Origin of the sequence: Paraperibacillus esterisolvens (assembly GCF_046237625.1) — a bacterium.
In the GTDB taxonomy this organism is placed as follows: domain Bacteria; phylum Bacillota; class Bacilli; order Bacillales; family DSM-1321; genus Paraperibacillus; species Paraperibacillus esterisolvens.
The window spans coordinates 2093794-2113320 of sequence record NZ_CP143545.1 but is presented as its reverse complement, the minus strand read 5'-3'; the positions used below and the strand labels follow the sequence as shown (position 1 = coordinate 2113320).

At 45.0% G+C, this 19527-nt stretch carries 20 protein-coding genes and 3 pseudogenes; 4 read left to right on the top strand and 19 right to left on the bottom strand.

Annotated features, from left to right (window positions below):
* Window positions 1-126: 126 nt before the first annotated feature.
* Together V1501_RS10675 and V1501_RS10670 are read right to left on the bottom strand one after the other, a co-directional pair.
* On the bottom strand, window positions 127-1170 hold the full coding sequence (locus tag V1501_RS10675; RefSeq protein WP_409293147.1) for a cytochrome d ubiquinol oxidase subunit II: 1044 nt from the start codon (window positions 1168-1170) through the stop codon (window positions 127-129).
* Between the two features lie 11 nt (window positions 1171-1181).
* Window positions 1182-2540: a cytochrome ubiquinol oxidase subunit I gene (locus tag V1501_RS10670; RefSeq protein WP_409293146.1), complete on the bottom strand. Its 1359-nt coding sequence runs from the start codon at window positions 2538-2540 to the stop codon at window positions 1182-1184.
* Window positions 2541-2674: 134 nt separating this feature from the next.
* Between V1501_RS10670 and V1501_RS10665 the strand changes: the two genes are divergently transcribed.
* Complete coding sequence (locus V1501_RS10665) at window positions 2675-3628, top strand: hypothetical protein (protein WP_409293145.1); 954 nt, start codon at window positions 2675-2677, stop codon at window positions 3626-3628.
* A 314-nt stretch (window positions 3629-3942) separates the two neighbouring features.
* On the opposite strand, the gene V1501_RS10660 is transcribed toward V1501_RS10665, so the two are convergent.
* From V1501_RS10660 to V1501_RS10645, 4 genes are all read right to left on the bottom strand, one after another.
* Window positions 3943-4500 (bottom strand): hypothetical protein, encoded by a 558-nt coding sequence (locus V1501_RS10660; protein ID WP_409293143.1) that lies wholly within the window; start codon window positions 4498-4500, stop codon window positions 3943-3945.
* A gap of 135 nt (window positions 4501-4635) precedes the next feature.
* A complete protein-coding gene (gpGT, locus tag V1501_RS10655; protein WP_409293321.1) occupies window positions 4636-4737 on the bottom strand; it encodes a phage tail assembly chaperone GT in 102 nt (33 codons plus the stop codon).
* A 319-nt stretch (window positions 4738-5056) separates the two neighbouring features.
* Window positions 5057-5371 (bottom strand): hypothetical protein, encoded by a 315-nt coding sequence (locus V1501_RS10650; RefSeq protein ID WP_409293141.1) that lies wholly within the window; start codon window positions 5369-5371, stop codon window positions 5057-5059.
* A 58-nt stretch (window positions 5372-5429) separates the two neighbouring features.
* Window positions 5430-5717 carry a hypothetical protein gene (locus tag V1501_RS10645; protein ID WP_409293139.1) on the bottom strand — a complete coding sequence of 96 codons (288 nt, stop codon included), beginning with the start codon at window positions 5715-5717 and terminating at the stop codon, window positions 5430-5432.
* Window positions 5718-5962: 245 nt separating this feature from the next.
* Between V1501_RS10645 and V1501_RS10640 the strand changes: the two genes are divergently transcribed.
* Window positions 5963-6193 carry a hypothetical protein gene (locus V1501_RS10640; RefSeq protein WP_409293137.1) on the top strand — a complete coding sequence of 77 codons (231 nt, stop codon included), beginning with the start codon at window positions 5963-5965 and terminating at the stop codon, window positions 6191-6193.
* 41 nt (window positions 6194-6234) lie between these two features.
* Here V1501_RS10640 and V1501_RS10635 read toward each other — a convergent pair.
* From V1501_RS10635 to V1501_RS10575, 13 genes and pseudogenes are all read right to left on the bottom strand, one after another.
* Window positions 6235-6777, bottom strand: a pseudogene (locus tag V1501_RS10635) (ERCC4 domain-containing protein).
* Between the two features lie 132 nt (window positions 6778-6909).
* Entirely contained in the window at window positions 6910-7194 is a 285-nt protein-coding gene (locus tag V1501_RS10630; RefSeq protein WP_409293135.1) for a hypothetical protein, read from the bottom strand.
* Window positions 7195-7575: 381 nt separating this feature from the next.
* Complete coding sequence (locus V1501_RS10625) at window positions 7576-7746, bottom strand: primase-like DNA-binding domain-containing protein (protein ID WP_409293319.1); 171 nt, start codon at window positions 7744-7746, stop codon at window positions 7576-7578.
* A gap of 221 nt (window positions 7747-7967) precedes the next feature.
* Window positions 7968-9497, bottom strand: coding sequence for an acyl-CoA carboxylase subunit beta (locus V1501_RS10620; RefSeq protein WP_409293134.1), 1530 nt, complete (start codon window positions 9495-9497; stop codon window positions 7968-7970).
* Between the two features lie 17 nt (window positions 9498-9514).
* The gene (locus V1501_RS10615) at window positions 9515-10291 is read right to left on the bottom strand and encodes an enoyl-CoA hydratase (RefSeq protein WP_409293132.1); all 777 of its coding nucleotides are present in this window, start codon (window positions 10289-10291) and stop codon (window positions 9515-9517) included.
* 28 nt (window positions 10292-10319) lie between these two features.
* Complete coding sequence (locus tag V1501_RS10610; protein WP_409293130.1) at window positions 10320-11225, bottom strand: hydroxymethylglutaryl-CoA lyase; 906 nt, start codon at window positions 11223-11225, stop codon at window positions 10320-10322.
* A 17-nt stretch (window positions 11226-11242) separates the two neighbouring features.
* Window positions 11243-11455 (bottom strand): acetyl-CoA carboxylase biotin carboxyl carrier protein subunit, encoded by a 213-nt coding sequence (locus V1501_RS10605; RefSeq protein ID WP_409293128.1) that lies wholly within the window; start codon window positions 11453-11455, stop codon window positions 11243-11245.
* A 12-nt stretch (window positions 11456-11467) separates the two neighbouring features.
* Window positions 11468-12823: an acetyl-CoA carboxylase biotin carboxylase subunit gene (locus tag V1501_RS10600; protein WP_409293127.1), complete on the bottom strand. Its 1356-nt coding sequence runs from the start codon at window positions 12821-12823 to the stop codon at window positions 11468-11470.
* Between the two features lie 15 nt (window positions 12824-12838).
* Window positions 12839-14482 carry an AMP-binding protein gene (locus V1501_RS10595; RefSeq protein ID WP_409293318.1) on the bottom strand — a complete coding sequence of 548 codons (1644 nt, stop codon included), beginning with the start codon at window positions 14480-14482 and terminating at the stop codon, window positions 12839-12841.
* Window positions 14483-14558: 76 nt separating this feature from the next.
* Entirely contained in the window at window positions 14559-15701 is a 1143-nt protein-coding gene (locus tag V1501_RS10590) for an acyl-CoA dehydrogenase (protein WP_409293126.1), read from the bottom strand.
* A gap of 78 nt (window positions 15702-15779) precedes the next feature.
* Window positions 15780-16409: a TetR/AcrR family transcriptional regulator gene (locus V1501_RS10585; protein ID WP_409293317.1), complete on the bottom strand. Its 630-nt coding sequence runs from the start codon at window positions 16407-16409 to the stop codon at window positions 15780-15782.
* Between the two features lie 116 nt (window positions 16410-16525).
* A complete protein-coding gene (locus V1501_RS10580; RefSeq protein ID WP_409293125.1) occupies window positions 16526-17002 on the bottom strand; it encodes a staygreen family protein in 477 nt (158 codons plus the stop codon).
* A gap of 94 nt (window positions 17003-17096) precedes the next feature.
* Window positions 17097-17864 carry a DUF4931 domain-containing protein gene (locus tag V1501_RS10575; RefSeq protein ID WP_409293124.1) on the bottom strand — a complete coding sequence of 256 codons (768 nt, stop codon included), beginning with the start codon at window positions 17862-17864 and terminating at the stop codon, window positions 17097-17099.
* 257 nt (window positions 17865-18121) lie between these two features.
* Between V1501_RS10575 and V1501_RS10570 the strand changes: the two are divergent.
* Window positions 18122-18868: pseudogene (locus V1501_RS10570) on the top strand (lipid II flippase family protein).
* Between the two features lie 437 nt (window positions 18869-19305).
* Window positions 19306-19521 (top strand): annotated as a pseudogene (locus tag V1501_RS10565) (IS5/IS1182 family transposase); the annotation flags it as partial.
* Window positions 19522-19527: the final 6 nt, after the last annotated feature.

Here is a 19527-nt window from a genome sequence, read left to right as displayed (position 1 = left end):
CCTCCCACTCATTTTTCCTGCGCACAATCAGAATGTATCCATTTTATAGAAAAGCGCAAGGATAGACAAGGAAATGGGACTCAGTCTTAACATGCTGCCAACGAAAAAACACCGCATAAAGCGGTGTTATTCCTGTTTTTGCTGCAGGCTTTTGTCTTTCATGAACAGCGTCCAGAAATAATAAAACCCAGGGAAAAGGATGGCAAATCCGACAATGTAAACAATGAAGACAGCGTGAAAGGAACTGGGATCGGTAAACCCGGACTGTATGGTCACATTCGGATACACAATATAAGGCAGATGGGAAACGCCGTATACATAGCTTGCAGATATATATTGCAGGATCGTGATTATGACAGCAAAACGGGGCATACCCCGCCGTCCATTTTTACCAGGGAGCATCAGGGCGGCGCCTGAAAGCAGGAAGCATATGGCTGATGCTGCCAGAAGCCCGGAATATTCCATCATCCGGCTGTACAGCCATCCGGCCTCGCTTCTCAGAGTCAGCATGATCAGGAACGCGCTCGCAAGCGACAGCGGTCCGGTGATCAGGGCATCCCGCCTATACACTTCATATGCCCTGGCATCTCCTGCTGCCCTGGAATAATCAGCAAGGAGAAGTGAAGAAAGAAACAGAGAGCTGGTTATGGCAAAAGCAATAAACGCATACACATTCGGGCTGGTAAACAGCCTGACAAGGGAAAGGCTGTCATTTCCGTCTATCGATACAACATAGCCGCCCTGGGATATCGGGAGGACAGCCATCAGCAGTCCTGGAATAAGGATACCGGTGATTCCCGAAATGTAGATCAGAAGCCTTTTATATTTTTCGGCAGTATGGGAAAAAACGAGAAATGCACTCCTGATGGTCAGGAGCAGCAGGATCATGCTGCCTGGAATCAAAAGGATTGTCCCCAGGGCATAGGCAGCACCCGGAAACATGCTGTAGATCGCTACTACCAGGGCCACGATGAACACGTTTGTCACTTCCCAGGTAGGCGAAAGATACCGGTTGGCAATATTCGTTGCATTGGCTTTATCCCTGTTGATATAGACCATGGACCAGAACCCGGCACCGAAATCCATGGCTCCCATGACAGCATAGATGAATACGAAGCCCCAAATGAGCGATATCGCCAAAATTTCATCTGTAAAAGTAAATCCGTGCATAATCTCCCCCCTTAATGAATGGTATAGTTATTGTCATCGCCTTCCTGCTGGCTGGACAGTTCCTTTAGAAGCGGATGCCTCTTGAAATAATAATAAAGAACCGCGACCACCACCACACCAAGCAGGATGTAAACCAGAACGAACATGAGATACAGTATCCCCAGATTCTGCTGGCTTGTGACTGAATCAGCTGTGCTGAGAATATGATAAATGGTCCATGGCTGCCTTCCGGTGCAGGCCAAGATCCATCCGAACTCTATAGCGAGGATGGATAAAGGACCTGACAGGAAAAAAACCCACAGCATCCACTTCGGCACAGATTCCTTTTTCCTGATTTTCAGCCAATAGATGCCTAATAGAGAAGCCAGAATGGAATAAACGCCAATCCCCACCATCCCGTTGAACATCGTATGAATGAACAAAGGCGGCCAGTGTTCCCGGGGGAATTCGTTGAGTCCCTTTACCACCGTGTCAAAGCTGTTTCCTGCCAGGAAGCTCAGTGCCCAGGGAATTTCAATCCCCCATTTAACCGTCTCGGTTTCCCCGTTAACCGAACCGCCAATCAAGAGCGGTGCATGGGAACGGGTTTCGAAAAGACCTTCAGCGGCTGCCAGTTTTTCCGGCTGATATTTGTGGAGATGCTGAGCAGAAGCATGGCCGTTCAAGGAACTGAGAAAGGCAATGACTAAGCCCGCTGTCAGCCCCATGACGAGAGCTTTCTTATGGAATGCATACGACCGGCTACCGGCCGAATTGCGCAGGAGCTTATAGGCAGCAGTTGCCGCGATTACGAAAGCACCCGTCATTAAGGCAGTGATGGCAACATGCCCCGCTGTTACATAAAAGCTCGGATTGAAAAAGGCTGCCCAGGGATCTACATCCACAATTTTGCCATCCACTACACGGAAGCCTGCAGGTGTCCCTTCAAATGCATGTACATTGGAAATAAGCACAGCCGATGCAAGTGCCCCGAGTGTAACCAGCACAAGAGCAAATACCCTCCCCTTGGCTGAAATGCGGTCATAGGCATACACATAGATCGAGAGAAAAAGCGCCTCAATGAAAAAAGCATAAATTTCAATCTGGAAAGGAAGGGCCATCACCCTCCCGACTACCTCCATAAACCCGGGCCAAAGCAGAGATAGAGATACACCTGCAATGGTGCCGGATGGTATGGCAATTCCAAGCAGAATTCCTTTTGCCTTCGTCCATCTCCTTGCCATGATGGAATAGTCCTGGTCCTTTGTTTTCATGAACATCAGCTCGGATACCAGAATCATGAAAGGGATGCCGATACCCAGTGTTGCAAAAATGATATGAAAAGCCATGGTAGTGCCAAACATGGCTCTGGCAATAATTAAATCATCCACGTGATCACCAATTCCTCTACCAGTTTTTCTTTAATTTCTTCATAATGGAAAAATTTATTCCAAAAAGAAGGAATTTCGTGAGGGATTTGTAGAAATTTGTAAGAAAACAAAAAGGAAGCGAGGGGACATAAAATATGTTCTCTAATTTTTTCTCAAGGCTGCTGAAAGGGACACCCTTCCCCGGCAAACCTTACAGATTCCGTAATGAGCTGCCGGATATGCTTGGGGCAAGGCCGGGGCTTGGCCTTGAGGGGCTGATCGGGAAGCTGGAAGATGCATGGAATCCCCATTACTCCGAGGCAGTCAAGCTCCGGGTCATAAAGGAAGGCAGACTCTCTGAAGATGAATACCCGTGGCATGAATTTGAATTGAAGCGGTTCTTTGTGATGGCTGCGATGCTGAAAAATGTACCGATGTATAGTGACAAAGTGGATGAAATCTGGCATGGTATGCTGATGTTCACAAAGGACTACCAGGAGTTTTCTCTTGCATACCTGGGAGAATACCTCCATCATGAACCGAACCCGGAACAAGAGTGGACCGAATCTGTCCTGGAGGAGCGTATGGACAGCAGGGCGTGGTTTGACTTGATATACTCCTGCATGTTTGAAGTCCTGCCGAGTTCTTCCAAGATTCTCGGCCCTTTTTTCAGACGCACTATCAGCCGTGAAAAACTGGAGGAAATCGAGCATTCTCCCTCAAGAACCATCATGGCAAGACACCTCCATCCTGTCAGCGAGGAAGCGAAACTTTCGGCGGAACGCCTGTCAGCCAAACTTAAGGAAGATGTAAGGAACATCAGGAGAAGCGGTGCACCCGCCATTGACCTCACAAAATCTTTTGAAGGCCCTGCGCCTGCTTTATTCGCCTCTTATTATGGCCTCCAGTATCAAAAAAAGGTCAAGGATGAAAAATCCTTCTGTTCCGGCTGGTCTTCCTGCTCCGGTGGATATGCTGGAGAAGGCAGCCATGGCCATAGTGACCACGACGGCGGCGGTTCATGCAGCTCCTGCAGCTCTAACGGCCACTCCTGTTCAGGTTCAAGCTGTTCTTCAAGTTCGTGCGGTTCTTCGTGCGGCAGCTCATAATGTCTGCTCCTGGGAAGTTTGCTTGATGTTTCTCTCCAGGCTGTTTAAAGATGCCACCTGATGATTTTTCCCTTGCCTGTTTAAAACCTTCTCCGTACTCTTGGACCATCCTGTTGTATTAGAAGATAAAATTCGTCTTCATTTCACTGTTTACAGTTTATAGCCGGTCTTTCAAGCCAGTCAGGCCCCAGTCGAGCGCCAGATGGTCTACATCCAGCCCTATTGCTAAACCTTCTATCTTTTCTGCCAATGTTGACCTCCTTACTTGGAAACTAAAAAAAAAAAGAAGACCATTACATTTGATGGTCTTCCTGCTAAATACAATTTAATAATAGATAAACATCCTTGTTTAGGTTGCTTTTCTCCAGTTCACAGCCTTTTTCTATGAAGGTATCTATAGGATATTTCTTTTTATGCAACAAATAGTTCTTTAACTTTAAAAAACTGGTAATTGGAAAGTCATGCTCATACCATGCCTCTTTATATCCAATAATACCATGCTTTTTTAATAACAAATCTGCTTGCTTAATAACATTTAACAAGAATTCATCATATGCAACAAATGCTTCAATCTGCAATTTTTTATTAATTTGAAAGTCCATATCTTCATAGGTTATTACCTTTATATTCAACATATCGTTGTTTCGTTTAAAGATCAATTCTGTTCCAGAGGGTTCGACATACCAACTGCATATAGTTTCTGATTTAACCTCATCATCAGGAACACAAAACGGATTTAATACCATTAATGAATTCAAGAACTCACCTAATCCGTCTGAGAAATAACTTACGGTGAAATCTACCGTCAATGAATTAATTTCGATGTATCCCTCAGCCCACCCTAGACCACACAATCTATATTCAAATTTCACCTTAAAAAATCACCTGCTTTCTTTATTATATGAGTTGTACATACTCAAGCTAACCAAATAAACCTTGCTTTAGTTTAACAAAAAATCAGCTAAACCTACTCGAAAATAAAAATCCTTAACCACCGAATGCTGATATTAAAGATTTCTTTTTCTGTGGTTATTTCTTTCCCTAAGGACTTCAACGACAAAGTGATACGGCATGTTAAGCACTTCATTGATGTGCATACCATTCTTCATAAAATCCAAGATGAGTTTATCCATATACTCTATTTGCTTGGCGTATGAAAAATCTTCATCTCTTAAATTTTTCGCCAGGAAGTTTTTTGCTTCCTGCTTCTTGTTTGCCGGCATCTATTCAGTGTAGAATTTCACTTCTCAATCTCAGCAGCAATCAATTCATCATGTTTTTTGCTCAATATCCTGGGTATTCATGGGCACCTTCCTCCTTACTTGTACGCAAGCTAGATAATTTTGGACAATCGAGCCCCTCCCCGGTGCCACGGACTGAAAAAAAGTTCGGATTTATGTGATGGGGGTATAACCGAACTGTTCATTATCAAATATACATAATAGTCATTAAGATTAAATTAACAACTGTATAAAGAACCGAACCATAAAACACGCCACCTACGTTAGCCTTTAATTCATTGTTATCCTTCTGAACCTGCCAAGATGATTGACTTGCCTCAAGCGTAGCCCCTTTTGAAAAATACCCACCACTACTATTAAAAAAGAATATTATAATTGTAAGACCAAGACCAATGAAAAAACTCCATTCACTGTATGTGAAAGGTATGACATTACTAGCAACCCAGACAACTACTCCGATAATTATAGCTGTAATAAATGACCACAATATTGTTTTTTTCACATAAACCCCTCCTTTTGTTTAATAGTTATACGTTAAAATTTTCAGAAAAGTTTCATATTTAGAACAAAATACATATGGAACAGTATGGGTCAACTATACAATCCCTCACCTCATCTGCCTCAGCTTGCTGACTAGGCTTCCCTTCTTCATTTCCCAGGTCATCATCGCAGAGTCGTAAAGAATCCCCATTGCTTTTACTCCCTTCTAATTCATATTTCTCATAAAGGTACTGGTTGATCTGGATGATCTGCTCGTTCTCTTGTACCAGCTGCTGATTCTCTTGCTTGAGCCTGACGATTTCCTTTACCAGATACTTCTGTAGGTCCGCGGCTTCTTTTAGGGCCATCAGCGGCCAGTTCCAATCCGTGTGTAAGGCATCATCTATGGTTTTTCCGTATTTGAGAGACCCCTTAGAATCCTGTAAGTCTATAACTTTCGTAAACTCAGCAATTACAATTGGGCTTCATAGGGTCTCTCCCTTACACCATTTTTCTCCTTCTGAATAATTTCCATAATTTTTTTATAAAATTGTTTTCCACAATGACTTATAATATCCAAGGCATTATTAAATCTGGAAAGGAGGGTGTTTAAATGTTTGGACTTATTTGGGTAATTCTTTGGGCAGTTGCAATTTATAATTTTTACATAGCCGATTCTTCTTTAATTTTAGTTTCTATAATTTTCGGAGTTTTAAATTTCTGGTCTTTCGGTATACTCTACAATTTTAGACACGATACCTATACACCACATTTTTGGGGAATTATTAACTTCTTAACATCCATTGCAAGTATTGTTTTTGTTATCATTGCCATTTTCTTTTAATTTAGTGCTGCTTAAAGGTGGCTCTTTTTGTATCAGTTATTTTAAAAAGCACCCGTCCTAAGATAATGTTTCGCCTGATAATAAAAATGGTGGTATATCCAATTGCAACTGAATTTTTGGTCTAAATACACGATTTCGAAATTATATTTAGCTTTAAAGGTATCGAGTCGGCCAAGCAGTGCCAATGGATTGTATTTAGACCGGAAATCACCCTTCAGCATCTTTTCGTATCCGTGGAGGTCTTCACAATCAGAGTGAAGGGAATATCATTGGACCGAATTAAATTCATTTTCAAATGCTGTGGCCGTATCTTTTTGAAGAAGATTCCCTGTGATCTCATCGATGTGAGCCTTCCGTACCACCCGGCTATTCAAGTAAATATCTCGAGCAATACCCAGCTCCTGATTCTTAGGAATCATGCAGCCATAATCTCCTGTATCCAGTTTTGAATTTATGAATGGTACATCCTTCTGGTGTATGTAGTTTAAAAATATAACCATTTACATTCTCACGAGTGTCGATTACGATTGTGAGGGTTTTAAGTATCTTGTTTAATCAGAGTCTGTGTAGCTATAATGAATCATCCAGCTTCTCCTTCCTTTGCATACGAAAACAATTTGTGCGCCATCACATTCGATTCATCATTCTCAAATTTATGATGCTCTTCATAAATCTTTCCAGCCATTCTTGGCCAGGACGATCATCCATTCATCCAGTCACATTAGAGAGTCATCATCAGCGCACAACCATTTATCCAACTTGTCATTGTGCTGCCAGCCGCACATATGATGGACCATTTTCATAATGGTGATCTTCTCCGCGCTGGCATCCTTCCAAGATTTAAACCACTCATCAATTCCTTGAAAATTTTGTTCGGCAGCCTGCATCACTTCAGCCGAGATCAGCTTCTGATTATCTATTGCGATTCGGTCATCTTTTTTATCCAGATATATATTTGCACCAGACTTCCAAATTTGGCTTAGAATCATTAACACTTGCACGGAATCACCACCTGAGTTACTTAAAAATAACTATCTTTATCAAAAAGTTACTTTTTGAATCGTCTTTGACCCTTACAGCTCCAAGGGTTTGTCCCATTTAGTTACTAAAAGTTACCCATTTTGGTATTAAGCGTTACTAATAGACTTATATATATATTTATTTTTTTGTTTATATATTTTAAGTAACAAAAGTAACTAAAGTAACTAAAATGGTAACTAAAAACATTGATAGATAAGGCTTTTATGTGATTTTAAAAAAGTTACTTTTTGAAGAATCAGCCTGATTTTCGTCTAAACTCTGTAACTTTTCTTGAATATGGCTAACTTTTCGCTCCTGTAAAGTAACTCCATGGACATAAAACTTTTTGCCGCGCCACATTCCTATTTAAAACCCTGCGTTTCCAGCGCCCGGTAAAATGCTCGATTCTTCAAAGCAAATTTCCCATTTTGGTAACACCAGTCTGAATACATCTCATAAAGTTCTTTAGAGGATATAATTTGTTGCTCTCCGATATAGCATCGTTGGTATAAGAACGGACCTAAGATATCCATGTCCTTTTTATATTCATTTGTTGCTCTCATAAAAGTTTTTGATAAAGGGTGAGTGAAACACATTCTAAAGAAGAACCGCCTAAGCAGCACAGAAAAGCCCGGGAATATCCCCGGGCTTTTCTGTGCTGCTTATTGAATACGGCGAGTTTATATGAGCCAACTGCGCTAGTAAACAGAAAAATAGAAGATGTCCCGGCTCCCGGGACATCCCCTCATTCTTCTTATACTGGATAGACTCCATGCTTTCTTCTTGTGAAACTAAGTTCTTTTATGGAGTAGGCTTCGAAACGCTTGATCAATTCTTCGCGCAGGCTGTCCGGCTGGACGATATCGTCGATGACCATCTCGGATGCAAGCCGGTAGATGTCGATGTCCTGCTTGTATTCTTCTCGCTTTAATTCAATGAAGGATGCCCGCTCTTCCGGCGGAAGTGCCTGGATTTTCTTTGCATAAACCGCATTGACTGCAGCCTCCGGGCCCATTACCGCAATGGACGCAGTCGGTAGGGCCAGACAGCAGTCCGGCTCGAAGGCAGGACCTGCCATGGCGTATAACCCGGCTCCATATGCCTTCCTGACTACCACCGAGATTTTAGGTACGGTAGCTTCGCACATCGCAGAAATCATTTTGGCTCCATGGCGGATGATCCCCGCCTGTTCGACTTTGGTCCCGATCATGAAGCCGGGGATATCTGCCAAAAAAAGCAGGGGTATGTTGAATGAGTCGCACAGATTAATAAACTTGGCAGCCTTGTCAGCTGAATCCGGGAACAATACGCCGCCCTTCACTCTCGGCTGATTGGCAATGATGCCGACAGGCTTTCCATCCATCCTGCCAAGGCCGGTAATAAGCTCCGGAGCAAACAGCTTTTTGATTTCACAGAAAGAACCTTCGTCGATCAGGTTATCAATCAAATCATACATCTGGAAGGGGGCATTCTGATTTTGCGGAAGAAGTTCGGAAATGCTCTTTACATCTCCTCTTGGCGCTTTTGCCTCAAGCTCTGCCGTTTTAAGCGTGTAGTTTGCAGGAAAATAGGAGAGATAGCCCCTTGCAAATTGGATGGCTTCCTCCTCTGAATGGGCCAATACATCCCCGCATCCTGACTGGGAGCAGTGCATGCGGGCTCCGCCCATCTGCTCTTCTGTAACTTTCTCCCCGATCACCATTTCTGCCATCCTTGGAGAGCCCAGGTACATGGAAGCATTTCCTTCTACCATCACCACGATATCGCAAAATGCAGGGATATAAGCTCCTCCGGCTGCAGAAGGACCGAACAGGAGGCAGATCTGCGGTACTCTTCCCGATAACTTGACCTGATTATAAAAAATCCTGCCGGCTCCTCTTCTCCCCGGGAACATCTCCACCTGATCCGTAATCCGTGCACCTGCGGAATCAACCAGATACAGCATAGGGATATTCAGCTTTTCTGCCGTTTCCTGAATGCGGATGATTTTTTCAACCGTCCTTGCCCCCCATGACCCGGCTTTTACTGTGGAGTCGTTGGCCATTACACACACTTTCTGGCCGTTTATCCTGCCTATCCCGGTGACCACTCCGTCAGCCGGCAGTCCTTCTGCTGCGCAGTTTGCAAAGAAGGCATCCTCGAATTGAAGACCTTCATCAAATAGGAGTTTAAGGCGGTCGCGTACAAAGAGCTTGCCTTTACCTGCATTTGCCTGGTGATATTTCTCGGCTCCGCCCTTCCCGATTTTCTCTACTGTTTCTAATAGCTTTTCTTGTATAGTCATAGGTACCTCCGTAACGATTATTCCCCTCTATATTGGGGCCGTCTCTTTTCCTTGAAAGCAGCAAGTCCTTCCAGTCGGTCTTTAGTTGCCAGTGTCCTGCTGTAGCAGAGTTCTTCAATTTGAAGTCCAGCATGAAGGCTGACTCCGCTTCCCTGGTCGATAGCCGCCTTGGCGGCCCGGACGGCGATGGGCGCATTGGCTGCTATTTCCTTCGCGATGTCCATGGCATGATTTACTAAACCAGTGCCATCTACAACCCTTGATAGAATTCCGGCAGAAAGGGCTTCCTCTGCATTCAATCTCCTGGCAGTATAAATCAGTTCCTTTGCCATGCTGATGCCGATCAAACGAGGAAGACGCTGTGTCCCTCCGGCTCCCGGAATGATGCCGAGTGATGTTTCAGTCAGCCCAAGCCTTGCTGTCTTTGAAGCGATCCGGATATCACAGGCAAGCGCAAGCTCGAGACCGCCGCCAAAGCAGGCGCCATTCACGGCAGCAATCACCGGCTGTGGAAGGCTGGCAAGTTTCGTGACCGTGCTGCCAATAAGGGCTAACGTCTTCTGCACTTCAGATAGAGACATGCCGGCCCGCTCCTTCAAGTCCGCACCAGCACAAAATGCTTTCCCGCCGGCGCCGGTCAGGATGACTGCTCTTATATCACTCCTGTTACGGACTTCTTCTATAATTTCTCCCAGTTCGTTCAATAAACGAATGGACAGGGCGTTTGCCGCATCCGGCCTGTTTAGCAGGATGACAGCTATATGATTCTGTATTTCAAGCTTGATGGTTTCCATGCTTTTTCACCTCCGCTTGTAAGATGCTTCACTTTCTTGCAGCGTTGAACACTGCCATTCCATGGCTCGGGAGGGGAACGCTAAGCTTCTCCTGGAGCATGCGGGCAGCTTCCAGCAGTTTATCCTCCCTGATTCCTGTTTCAATGCCCATCTTTTCAAGCATATGAACGAGGTCATCAGTTGCCACATTACCGGAAGCACCGGGTGCATAAGGACAGCCTCCCAATCCACCGAGCGACGAATCAAATGAGGTAAAACCCATTTCAAGCGCCTTCAGGACATTTGCAAGAGCCATCCCCCTTGTATCATGGAAATGAAGGGCGAGCCGCTCCCTCCCGAATTCATCTATAAGTCTTTGAAGCACTTGTTCTACCTGCTTAGGGTTGGCCACACCAATCGTATCTCCGAGAGACAGCTCATACACACCCATTTCAAACAGCTTTTCTGCAGTACGAAGAACTTGATCAATGGATACGGAACCTTCATACGGACAGCCGAATACTGTCGAGAGGTAACCTCGTACCTTCAGGCCACCCGCCAATGCTTCTCTTGCTGTTTCCCCCAGGCTTTTGTATGTATCTCTGATGGATTTATTGATGTTTTTCAGATTGTGAGTTTCTGAGGCTGACATGAATACCGCCGCTTCGTCCAGCTGCGCTTCGACCGCCCCCTGAAGACCCTTCAGGTTAGGGACCAGGGCTGAATAAGTCACACCCGGCACCCGTTTTATGCCCTTTGCTACTTCAAGGGCATCTGAGAGCTGGGGCACCCATTTCGGGTTGACAAAGGATGTGACTTCAATATAAGAAAGACCGCTTTCAGAGAGAGCGTCAATCCACCGGATCTTTGTCTCTGAATCGATTATTGTTTTTTCGTTCTGAAGTCCGTCCCTCGGTCCGACCTCCTTAATGAGGACCTTATCAGGCCATTTCATCAAAAACGCCCCCTCTCTTATTCCAATGTTGCCAGCACATCCCCGTCATTGACAAAGTCGCCTTCGCTCACATTCAGGCCGGAAATGGTTCCGGACTGCTCCGCAGAAATGGGGATTTCCATTTTCATGGATTCGAGGATGATGATGTCCTGTCCTTCTGTTACGGCCTCTCCCTCTGAAACTAGTATTTTCCATACGCTTCCTGCCATATTTGATTTGATTTCTGCCATTTTGTTATCCTCCTAGGATGATACTTTGTTGTTTAAAATATGGACCGGGATAAAATCGGTTGTTGTGTCACCGGCCAGGTATGCTTCATGTGCTGCAATTTCAGAAAGCAGCGGTATATTGGTCTTGATACCTTCCACTTTATAAGCCGCAAGTGCTTCCTTCAGCCGGCTGGCTGCCTCTTCTCTCGTACTGCCGTTAACGATGAGCTTTGCGATCATTGGGTCATAGAACGGCGATACGGTGGAAGTGCCGGAAACCCCCAGTTCATGCCGGATTCCTTCCCCTTCCGGAAGCTCAAGGGATGTGATCTTCCCTGGTGATGGATACATGGTTTTCGGGTCTTCCGCATAAATCCTTGCCTCAATGGAATGACCGGACAGCGTGATATCCTCCTGTGCAAAGCGGAGCTTCTCACCATATGCAATCCTGATTTGTTCCTCAACCAGATCAAGGCCGGTAATTTCCTCTGTGACGGGATGCTCCACCTGCAGCCTTGTATTCATTTCAAGGAAATAGTAATTTTTATGTGAATCGACCAGAAATTCAATCGTCCCGGCATTTTTATAGCCGATAGATTTGGCGGCTGTGCTTGCTGCCATTCCCATCGCCTCCCTGTCTGCCTGATTCAGGAAGGCAGAAGGAGCTTCCTCGATGACCTTTTGATGCCTCCGCTGAATGGAGCACTCCCGCTCCCATAGATACACGGTGCTGCCATATCTGTCAGCGAGGATCTGGACTTCGATATGACGCGGCTTTTCAATCAGCTTCTCAAGGAACATGTCTCCGTTGCCAAAGAACATCTGCGCCCTTTTTTGATTTCCTTCATAGGCTTTGCGCAATTCAGCTTCGCTATAACAGGCATGCATGCCAATGCCTCCGCCTCCTGCCGAAGCCTTTAGCATTACCGGATATCCGAACTGACCGGCAAGCTCGGCGGCTTCCTCCACGTCGATAAGCGGCCTTGAGATTCCTGGAACAAGCGGCAGGCCGGCAGCTTCCATGGCGATCCTCGATTCGACCTTATTGCCCATAAGCGAAATGATTTCAGGATCCGGTCCGATAAAAGTTAATCCCGATTCCTCACATTTCCGGGCAAAATCGGCATTTTCACTCACAAATCCATAACCGGGATGAATGGCCTCGGCCTTCGTTTCCCTGGCAATTTCCAGGATCTTTTCTGTATTCAGGTAGCTTTCCTGTACCCGAGGGCCGCCAAGCAGCACTGCTTCATCGGCTTCTGTGACAAACGGTGCCTCTTTGTCAGCCTCCGAATATACAGCCACGGTCCTGATATTCATCTTTTTGCAGGTCCGTATAACCCTTGACGCAATTTCCCCTCTATTGGCAACTAATATTTTTTTGAACAAAATATAACGCCTCCCTTATGAGCTGACATTGATAACACTAAGCGACAGTTCCTTCAGCTTGAACTTTTGGATTTTCCCTGACGCCGTCATAGGATATTCCCTTGTGAATTCAACATACCTGGGTATTTTATGCCTGGAAATTTTCCCTTCGCAGAAAGCTTTGATTTCTGCTGCATCCAAGTCTTCCCCTTCTCTAGGGATCACCCAGGCCATGACTTCTTCCCCGTATGTTTCATCAGGGACGCCTATCACCTGGACATCAAGGACTTTAGGGTGTGTATAGAGAAATTCTTCAATCTCCCGAGGGTAGATGTTCTCTCCGCCGCGGATGATCATGTCCTTCAGCCTCCCGGTTATGCGGCAGTAGCCATTTTCGTCCATGACGGCAAGATCCCCGGTATGCAGCCAGCCTTCATCATCAATAGCGTCCCTTGTGGCATCGGGGTCTTTGTAATACCCCTTCATCACATGATAGCCGCGTGTGCAAAGCTCTCCCTGGATTCCCCTTGGAAGTTCTTCACTTGTACCCGGTTTTACGATTTTCACTTCTACATCCGGAAGAGCCCTGCCAGTCGAAGACACCCTGAGTTCAATGGGATCATCTGTCCTGGTCTGTGTGATGACAGGTGATGACTCGGTCTGTCCATAGGCTATCGTAATCTCCTTTGCTCCCATCTTTTCCACTACAGCCTTCATCACTTCCATCGGGCAGTTGGAACCTGCCATGATGCCGGTCCTCAGTGTAGTAAGATCGTAGGAATCAAAGTCCTCAAGGCTGAGCTCCGTGATGAACATCGTCGGAACGCCGTGGAGGGCGGTGCATTTTTCCGCTTCTACTGTCTCGAGGACCGTTCGCGGACTGAATTCCTGTACCGGAACCATGGCTGCACCGACAGAGACACATGCCATCGTTCCAAGGACACAGCCAAAGCAGTGAAAAAATGGAACAGGGATGCAAAGTCTGTCTTCGCTCCCGAGCTCCATGCACTTAGCAATGTTATAGCCGTTATTGACTACATTCGAATGGGTTAGCATCACACCCTTCGGGAATCCTGTTGTGCCGGAGGTATATTGCATATTGATAACTTCATCCCAGTGAAGGGAAGCCATTTTTTCATCAAGCGCTTCCTCAGACACATTCTCCTTCGCCGCCACACATTCATCCCAGCTGTAGGTTCCAGGGTAGGAATTATTTCCCATTACTATGACATTTTTAAGCAATGGAAGCTTTTTTGACTCGAGCTTGCCAGGTTCCGAGGTCTTAAGCTCCGGTACGATTTCATATAAAGTATTTATATAAGAATGTCCCTTAAAGTTTTCCATCAGGATGAGGGTGCTTGAGTCTGACTGCCGCAGCAGGTACTCCAGTTCATGAGCCTGGTAATTGGTATTCACAGTTACAAGGACGCCGCCCATTTTCCCTGTAGCAAACTGGGTGATCAGCCATTCTGGGGTATTCGAGGCCCAGATCGCGATATGATCTCCCTTATCAATCCCCAGTCCCATAAGCCCTCTTGCTGTATCCCGGCAAACCTGGTCAAATTCCGAATAGGTATACCTAAGGCCCCGGTCCCGGTATACGACAGCATCACTGTCAGGATACCTTGCTGCCGTTTCCTCCAATAATTTTCCTACAGACAGTTTCAATGATTCGGCCACACGATTATCTCCCTTCTTTTTAGACAGGATTCCATTCAGTGTGCAGGGATCAATGATGTAAAATGCCTTTAGAAAATCAGCAGCCCAGCTGTCTTGAAATGACCAATCTCTGGATTTCGGAAGTGCCTTCCCCGATCTCAAGCAGCTTGGCATCCCTTAAATAACGTTCTACTTCATATTCCTTCATATATCCGTAGCCTCCATGAATCTGGATGGCCTGGTTGCATGTCCGGAATGCCATCTCTGTGGCAAACAGCTTGGCGTATGCGGATTCTTTTGTAAATGGCTTTTTATTGTCCTTAAGCCAGGCAGCCTTATAGACCATATTCCGAGCCAGCTCAATTTCCATGGCCATATCGGCAAGCTTAAAGCCGATCGCCTGGAAGCTGGATATCGGCTTGCCGAACTGCATCCGTTCCTTTGAATATTGAAGGGCCTTTTCAAATGCTGCCTGTGCAAGGCCGACTGCCAATGCTGCAATCGAAATCCTGCCGCCATCAAGGGTATACAGGAATTGCTTGAATCCTTTTTCAGGATCTCCCAGTATATTTTCTTTTGGAACCCTGACGTCCTCAAGCACAATCTGGGAGGTATTGGATGCCCGAACCCCCATTTTGTCGTAGTCACTGGTGATGGTCAGGCCTTTTGTGTCAGCAGGCACCAGGAATGCGGAAATGATATTCCTGCCATTGGCATCCTTTCCGGATACTGCAGTCACGGTGAGGGTTTCTGCATACCCGGCATTTGTGATCCAGCATTTTTCACCATTGATCACATATTCGTCTCCTTCGAGTACTGCACGGGTCCTCGTCCCGCCGGCATCTGAACCGGCATTTGGTTCAGTCAGGCCAAAGGAAGCGAGCGCTTCACCCTTTACAAGGGGGACCAGGAATTTTTGCTTCTGCTCTTCGGTTCCGAAATAATAGATAGGGCTTGATCCAAGGGAAACAGCCGCTGCATAGCTGAGTCCGGTGCCGCCGCAAGCTTTCCCGATTTCCTCCACCGCGATGGCGTAAGAAATCGTATCTCCGCCGGAACCTCCATATTCCTCCGGGAAGGGGATGCCCAATAAGCCCAGTTCCCCTATTTTTTTGAACACTTCTTCGGGGAATCGGGAGTCCCGGTCCAATTCAAATGCGATCGGCTTGATTTCCCTTTCTGCGAAATCTCGCACCATTTCCTTGATCATCTGCTGTTCCTTCGATAATGAAAACTCCATAATTCTGCCTCCCTGTATGTGGTAATAATAAGACCGACTGGTTGGTCTGTCCTCGACAAAATGAAAGCGCTTAACTTTTTACGTAGAATAAGCAAGCAGGTATTTCTGATATTCAGGCTTTGATTTGGCATCTTCCGTCAGCAGGCTGTTCAGAACAAAATCAACAAACATATCGGCGATTTCTTCAATCGATTTTTCTCCCTGGGGCTGATACCACTTATAGGTCCAGTTGACCATTCCGAGGATTGTCATTCCGGTAATCTCCACGGATATTTCCCTGCGGAACTCTCCTGACTCCCTGCCTTCCTCGATGACTTGGAAAATAAGCTGTTTGTATGAGTCGCGCTTCTTTTTGATTTCTTCCGTATATTCGGGTTTTAGATAAGTGCTCTCTTGATAGAATACTGAGATGTGAGGTTTATAAAGATGAAAGACTCGGGCAAAAGACTGGATGATCTTCTGCATTTTTTCAGCGGGGCTATGACTGGATGTATGGGCTTTCCTGGCTTTATCCAGGACATAGGAAATAAAATAATCATGGATCATATAGAGCAGTTCATCCTTGGATTGAAAATGATGATAAAAACCGCCTTTTGATGTTCCGCTCTCAGCCACTATCTGGCTGACAGATACACCGTGAAAGCCGTATTCCTCAAAGAGCCGCAAGGATGTCTCTATAATTCTGTCCTTCAATTCCGTGGCCTTCAGCTCCTTTCTGTTTACGAACTACTCTTAAATTTTAGATAATTTCCCCTTATCTGTCAATTTCGAAATAAAAAGGCAGTCTCCCGCCCATGAGCTGCCCTTTTATGATAAAAACTGATTCAGGCCTTGGAAATCGGGATTCCCGGGAGATATTGTCTTGGCGTCCCAAAATAAAACATCTTATTGTACTCTTCATAGGCGGATTCAAACTGCATATAAATCGGGCAGTCCAGCAGCCACGGGAAGTTAGAGAGGAAAGAGCGGTCCGAGCTGACGAGGGCTCTAAGGGAATGCTCCATTTCCTCTTCAAACATTTTGAATCGCTGCCCCGCCTCTTCTTCACTGAATTCATGCCCACCGGCATATACCCTCCCGGCAAGTACATATTGTCCCAATTGAGGAATCCATTCTGCTCTCACTTCGTCCCTGAGCCGATTGTTGATGATGCTTTCATCGTACTGAGACCCGATCGTAATCATTATGTTCTGGGTCCGGCCGGAATGGACCATCGTATATTTTCTTTTGTCCACAGGAGTAAACTCAGAGGCCATCGGCATGAATGTTGTGATAATCTTTTCAGGCTTATTTTTAAACATCGCGGTTGTCCTTTCTCTTCAGGATCCTTTTGCTTTCATCATATGATAAAAGCCTATCCCGGGTGACCAGGGACAGGCTTAATTTCTGCTTGAATCATAATGAATAAAGATTTTGAAGTCTGTTCGCAGTCTCCTCAAGATTGTTTGAAACCTGGGACAGGGAGTAGCCGATGAACAGCGGGGAATCTACAAACCTTGGAACTGCCTTGCAGATTATATTCCCGTCCAGCTTGTAAAAAAATAGATTGAAGCTGCTGCAGCCTCTATGAAAATGGTTCAGTATAAAGTGGGCCGCGATTTGGATATACCTTGCAAACTTCTTTACTGCAAGCCGGTCCTTTAGAATGATATTCAGTTCCGTAAAGCCCATGATCGGGTGGTCGGATATAATCAAATCCACATCTTCACCACTAGCAGCGCAGGGGCCGGAAAAATATTCAGGAACAATTCTTTTCATATAATCCGCCTTTTTGAGACCCACAATCTGCATATGGGAATGATGGATGGTGCCCCCTGATAAAGGCCCATGGTTTTTATAAAGAATGACCGACTCATGCTCTCCAGCGGCAATCATCTCTTCCCACTTTCTCAGTGTAAAATCAATAAGGGAATACAGATGTTCCTCATTGTAATTGGAAAGGTTCCCTTCACAGTCATCTGTTTCGATGATGAGTGTCTGGGTTGTTTCCAGGAGTGTGGGGTATTTATTCTCAATATGTAGAATGGGGCCGCACTCATCCAGGATGCCGGTCAGTGACTTCCGGTCACAAAACGGACAGGCGGCCGTCCGGTCTCTCATGCTGTTTGGTTTCCCCGCTCCTATATGATTTTGAAAATGGAGCAGTTCATTTGCTGAATGCATGTTAATCCCCCCTAAACACTCTTGACTATATGTATTTCATTATATGCGGCCTGACTAAAAGGCTTGTTATAGGTTATTGTAGAACTTCATGCTGAACAAATCGACTTTTTAGCTTAAAGGCAATTTATAAAAATAGGTTCTATTTTAAAAGATTGTTGGTTTCTATCGAGTATCCTTAAAAAGGAATCTTCTAAATTATGCCACAAGCGATTTTCCTGGTTATAATAAAATTATCTTTGTTTTAAGGAGTTTTTCACATGGAACTTATCACAGGAAAGGTTATCATTATATCCCTCTTTTTAATGATTATAACAATGATTGAGACACTGGCGTATTCAACAAGGATTTCAGGAGCAAGAGTTAAATTGATTGCAACCGCCTTATCTCTGTTTAGTACCCTGGTGATTGTTTCGAGATTTTCCACCATGATTCAGCAGCCGCTGACAGCAAAATTAATAGCAGAGGCTCCTCGTTTGCACAGATTGGAGTATATTGAGGAACAATACAGAATTTTAATCGGCGTAACCTCTGTAGGTGTGCTGCTTGGGATCTTTCTATTTCCCACTTTCATAAATCTATTTTCGAGAGCCATTATCCAGCTTTCAGACCACAGGGGATCGGTCATTTCCCTTTTCGTTCATCAGTAATCCCCTTCAAATAGGACCATCTCGGCATCCGGAAACAGTTCAGGATTTTACTTAAACTCTTATAATTGAATGCTTGCTTCCATTTATGCATCCATGATTGTTCCTGAAGATTATGCCCAGGCCGCATTAATGTCATCGGGTATAATCAATGGGATAGCGACTATATTATTGACACTGTTTATTGATCCAAAAGCTTCGGTATTGGCGGATCGTGTAATGAAAAAACAGACGCAATACATTTACTTAAAAAGTTACTCTCTAACTATGATCAGTTCAAAACTTGTCGGCACCATAGTTGCCCAGCTTCTATTTATCCCTGCTGCATACTATGTGGCATGGTTTGCTAAGTGGATTTAATGTGTTTTCTTTCTGTTTGTTACTATTCCAGTTTTTACTCGATTATCATAAGCTAGTGTTTTAAGTCAACATAAATTAAATAGACTAGTAGAAGATTTTAAAAATACCGTGGATTCTCAAAAACCCCTTATCCAATAGGAGGCGACTGAAAAAGTCTTTAAAGTAAGCTTTGTTGAATGGGACGGTTGATCTCCACTCCAGGTGCTTCGCTTTCCGCGGGGCGTGCGGTGAGCCTCCTCAGCGCTAAAGCGCCTGCGGGGTCTCACCTGTCCCGCTAATCCCGCAGGAGTCTCCGCACCTTCCGTTCCAATCAACCTAGTGCTGCTGAATCTATATTTTAGACAAACTACAAGCCGTACAAATACCTGATTTTTTTAAGGGATTCGGACGGTTTTTATTTTATAATAAAGGAAATCCATTCGAAATGGGTGGTTCCAATGATGACAATGCAACAATCAATCAAACTAAGTTCTTATATGGGCCTCATTGACCTTATCGTGCCAAAGGATAGTATGCTGCGCCAGATTAATGATCTGGTCGAATTTACCTTTGTTTACGAAGAGCTCAAGGATAAGTATTGCCTTGATAATGGCCGGAACGCAATCGATCCCATCCGCAGGTTCATATATAATTACCTACTAGTTAAAAATATTTGTTAT

Coding starts and splice junctions, on each gene's coding strand:
- V1501_RS10675 (WP_409293147.1), bottom strand. CDS start 1,170: ATGCACGGATTTACTTTTACAGATGAAATTTTGGCGATATCGCTCATT.
- V1501_RS10665 (WP_409293145.1), top strand. CDS start 2,675: ATGTTCTCTAATTTTTTCTCAAGGCTGCTGAAAGGGACACCCTTCCCC.
- gpGT (WP_409293321.1), bottom strand. CDS start 4,737: ATGAAGAATGGTATGCACATCAATGAAGTGCTTAACATGCCGTATCAC.
- V1501_RS10645 (WP_409293139.1), bottom strand. CDS start 5,717: ATGGCCCTAAAAGAAGCCGCGGACCTACAGAAGTATCTGGTAAAGGAA.
- V1501_RS10640 (WP_409293137.1), top strand. CDS start 5,963: ATGTTTGGACTTATTTGGGTAATTCTTTGGGCAGTTGCAATTTATAAT.
- V1501_RS10625 (WP_409293319.1), bottom strand. CDS start 7,746: ATGGATATCTTAGGTCCGTTCTTATACCAACGATGCTATATCGGAGAG.
- V1501_RS10620 (WP_409293134.1), bottom strand. CDS start 9,497: ATGACTATACAAGAAAAGCTATTAGAAACAGTAGAGAAAATCGGGAAG.
- V1501_RS10615 (WP_409293132.1), bottom strand. CDS start 10,291: ATGGAAACCATCAAGCTTGAAATACAGAATCATATAGCTGTCATCCTG.
- V1501_RS10610 (WP_409293130.1), bottom strand. CDS start 11,225: ATGAAATGGCCTGATAAGGTCCTCATTAAGGAGGTCGGACCGAGGGAC.
- V1501_RS10605 (WP_409293128.1), bottom strand. CDS start 11,455: ATGGCAGAAATCAAATCAAATATGGCAGGAAGCGTATGGAAAATACTA.
- V1501_RS10590 (WP_409293126.1), bottom strand. CDS start 15,701: ATGGAGTTTTCATTATCGAAGGAACAGCAGATGATCAAGGAAATGGTG.
- V1501_RS10580 (WP_409293125.1), bottom strand. CDS start 17,002: ATGTTTAAAAATAAGCCTGAAAAGATTATCACAACATTCATGCCGATG.
- V1501_RS10575 (WP_409293124.1), bottom strand. CDS start 17,864: ATGCATTCAGCAAATGAACTGCTCCATTTTCAAAATCATATAGGAGCG.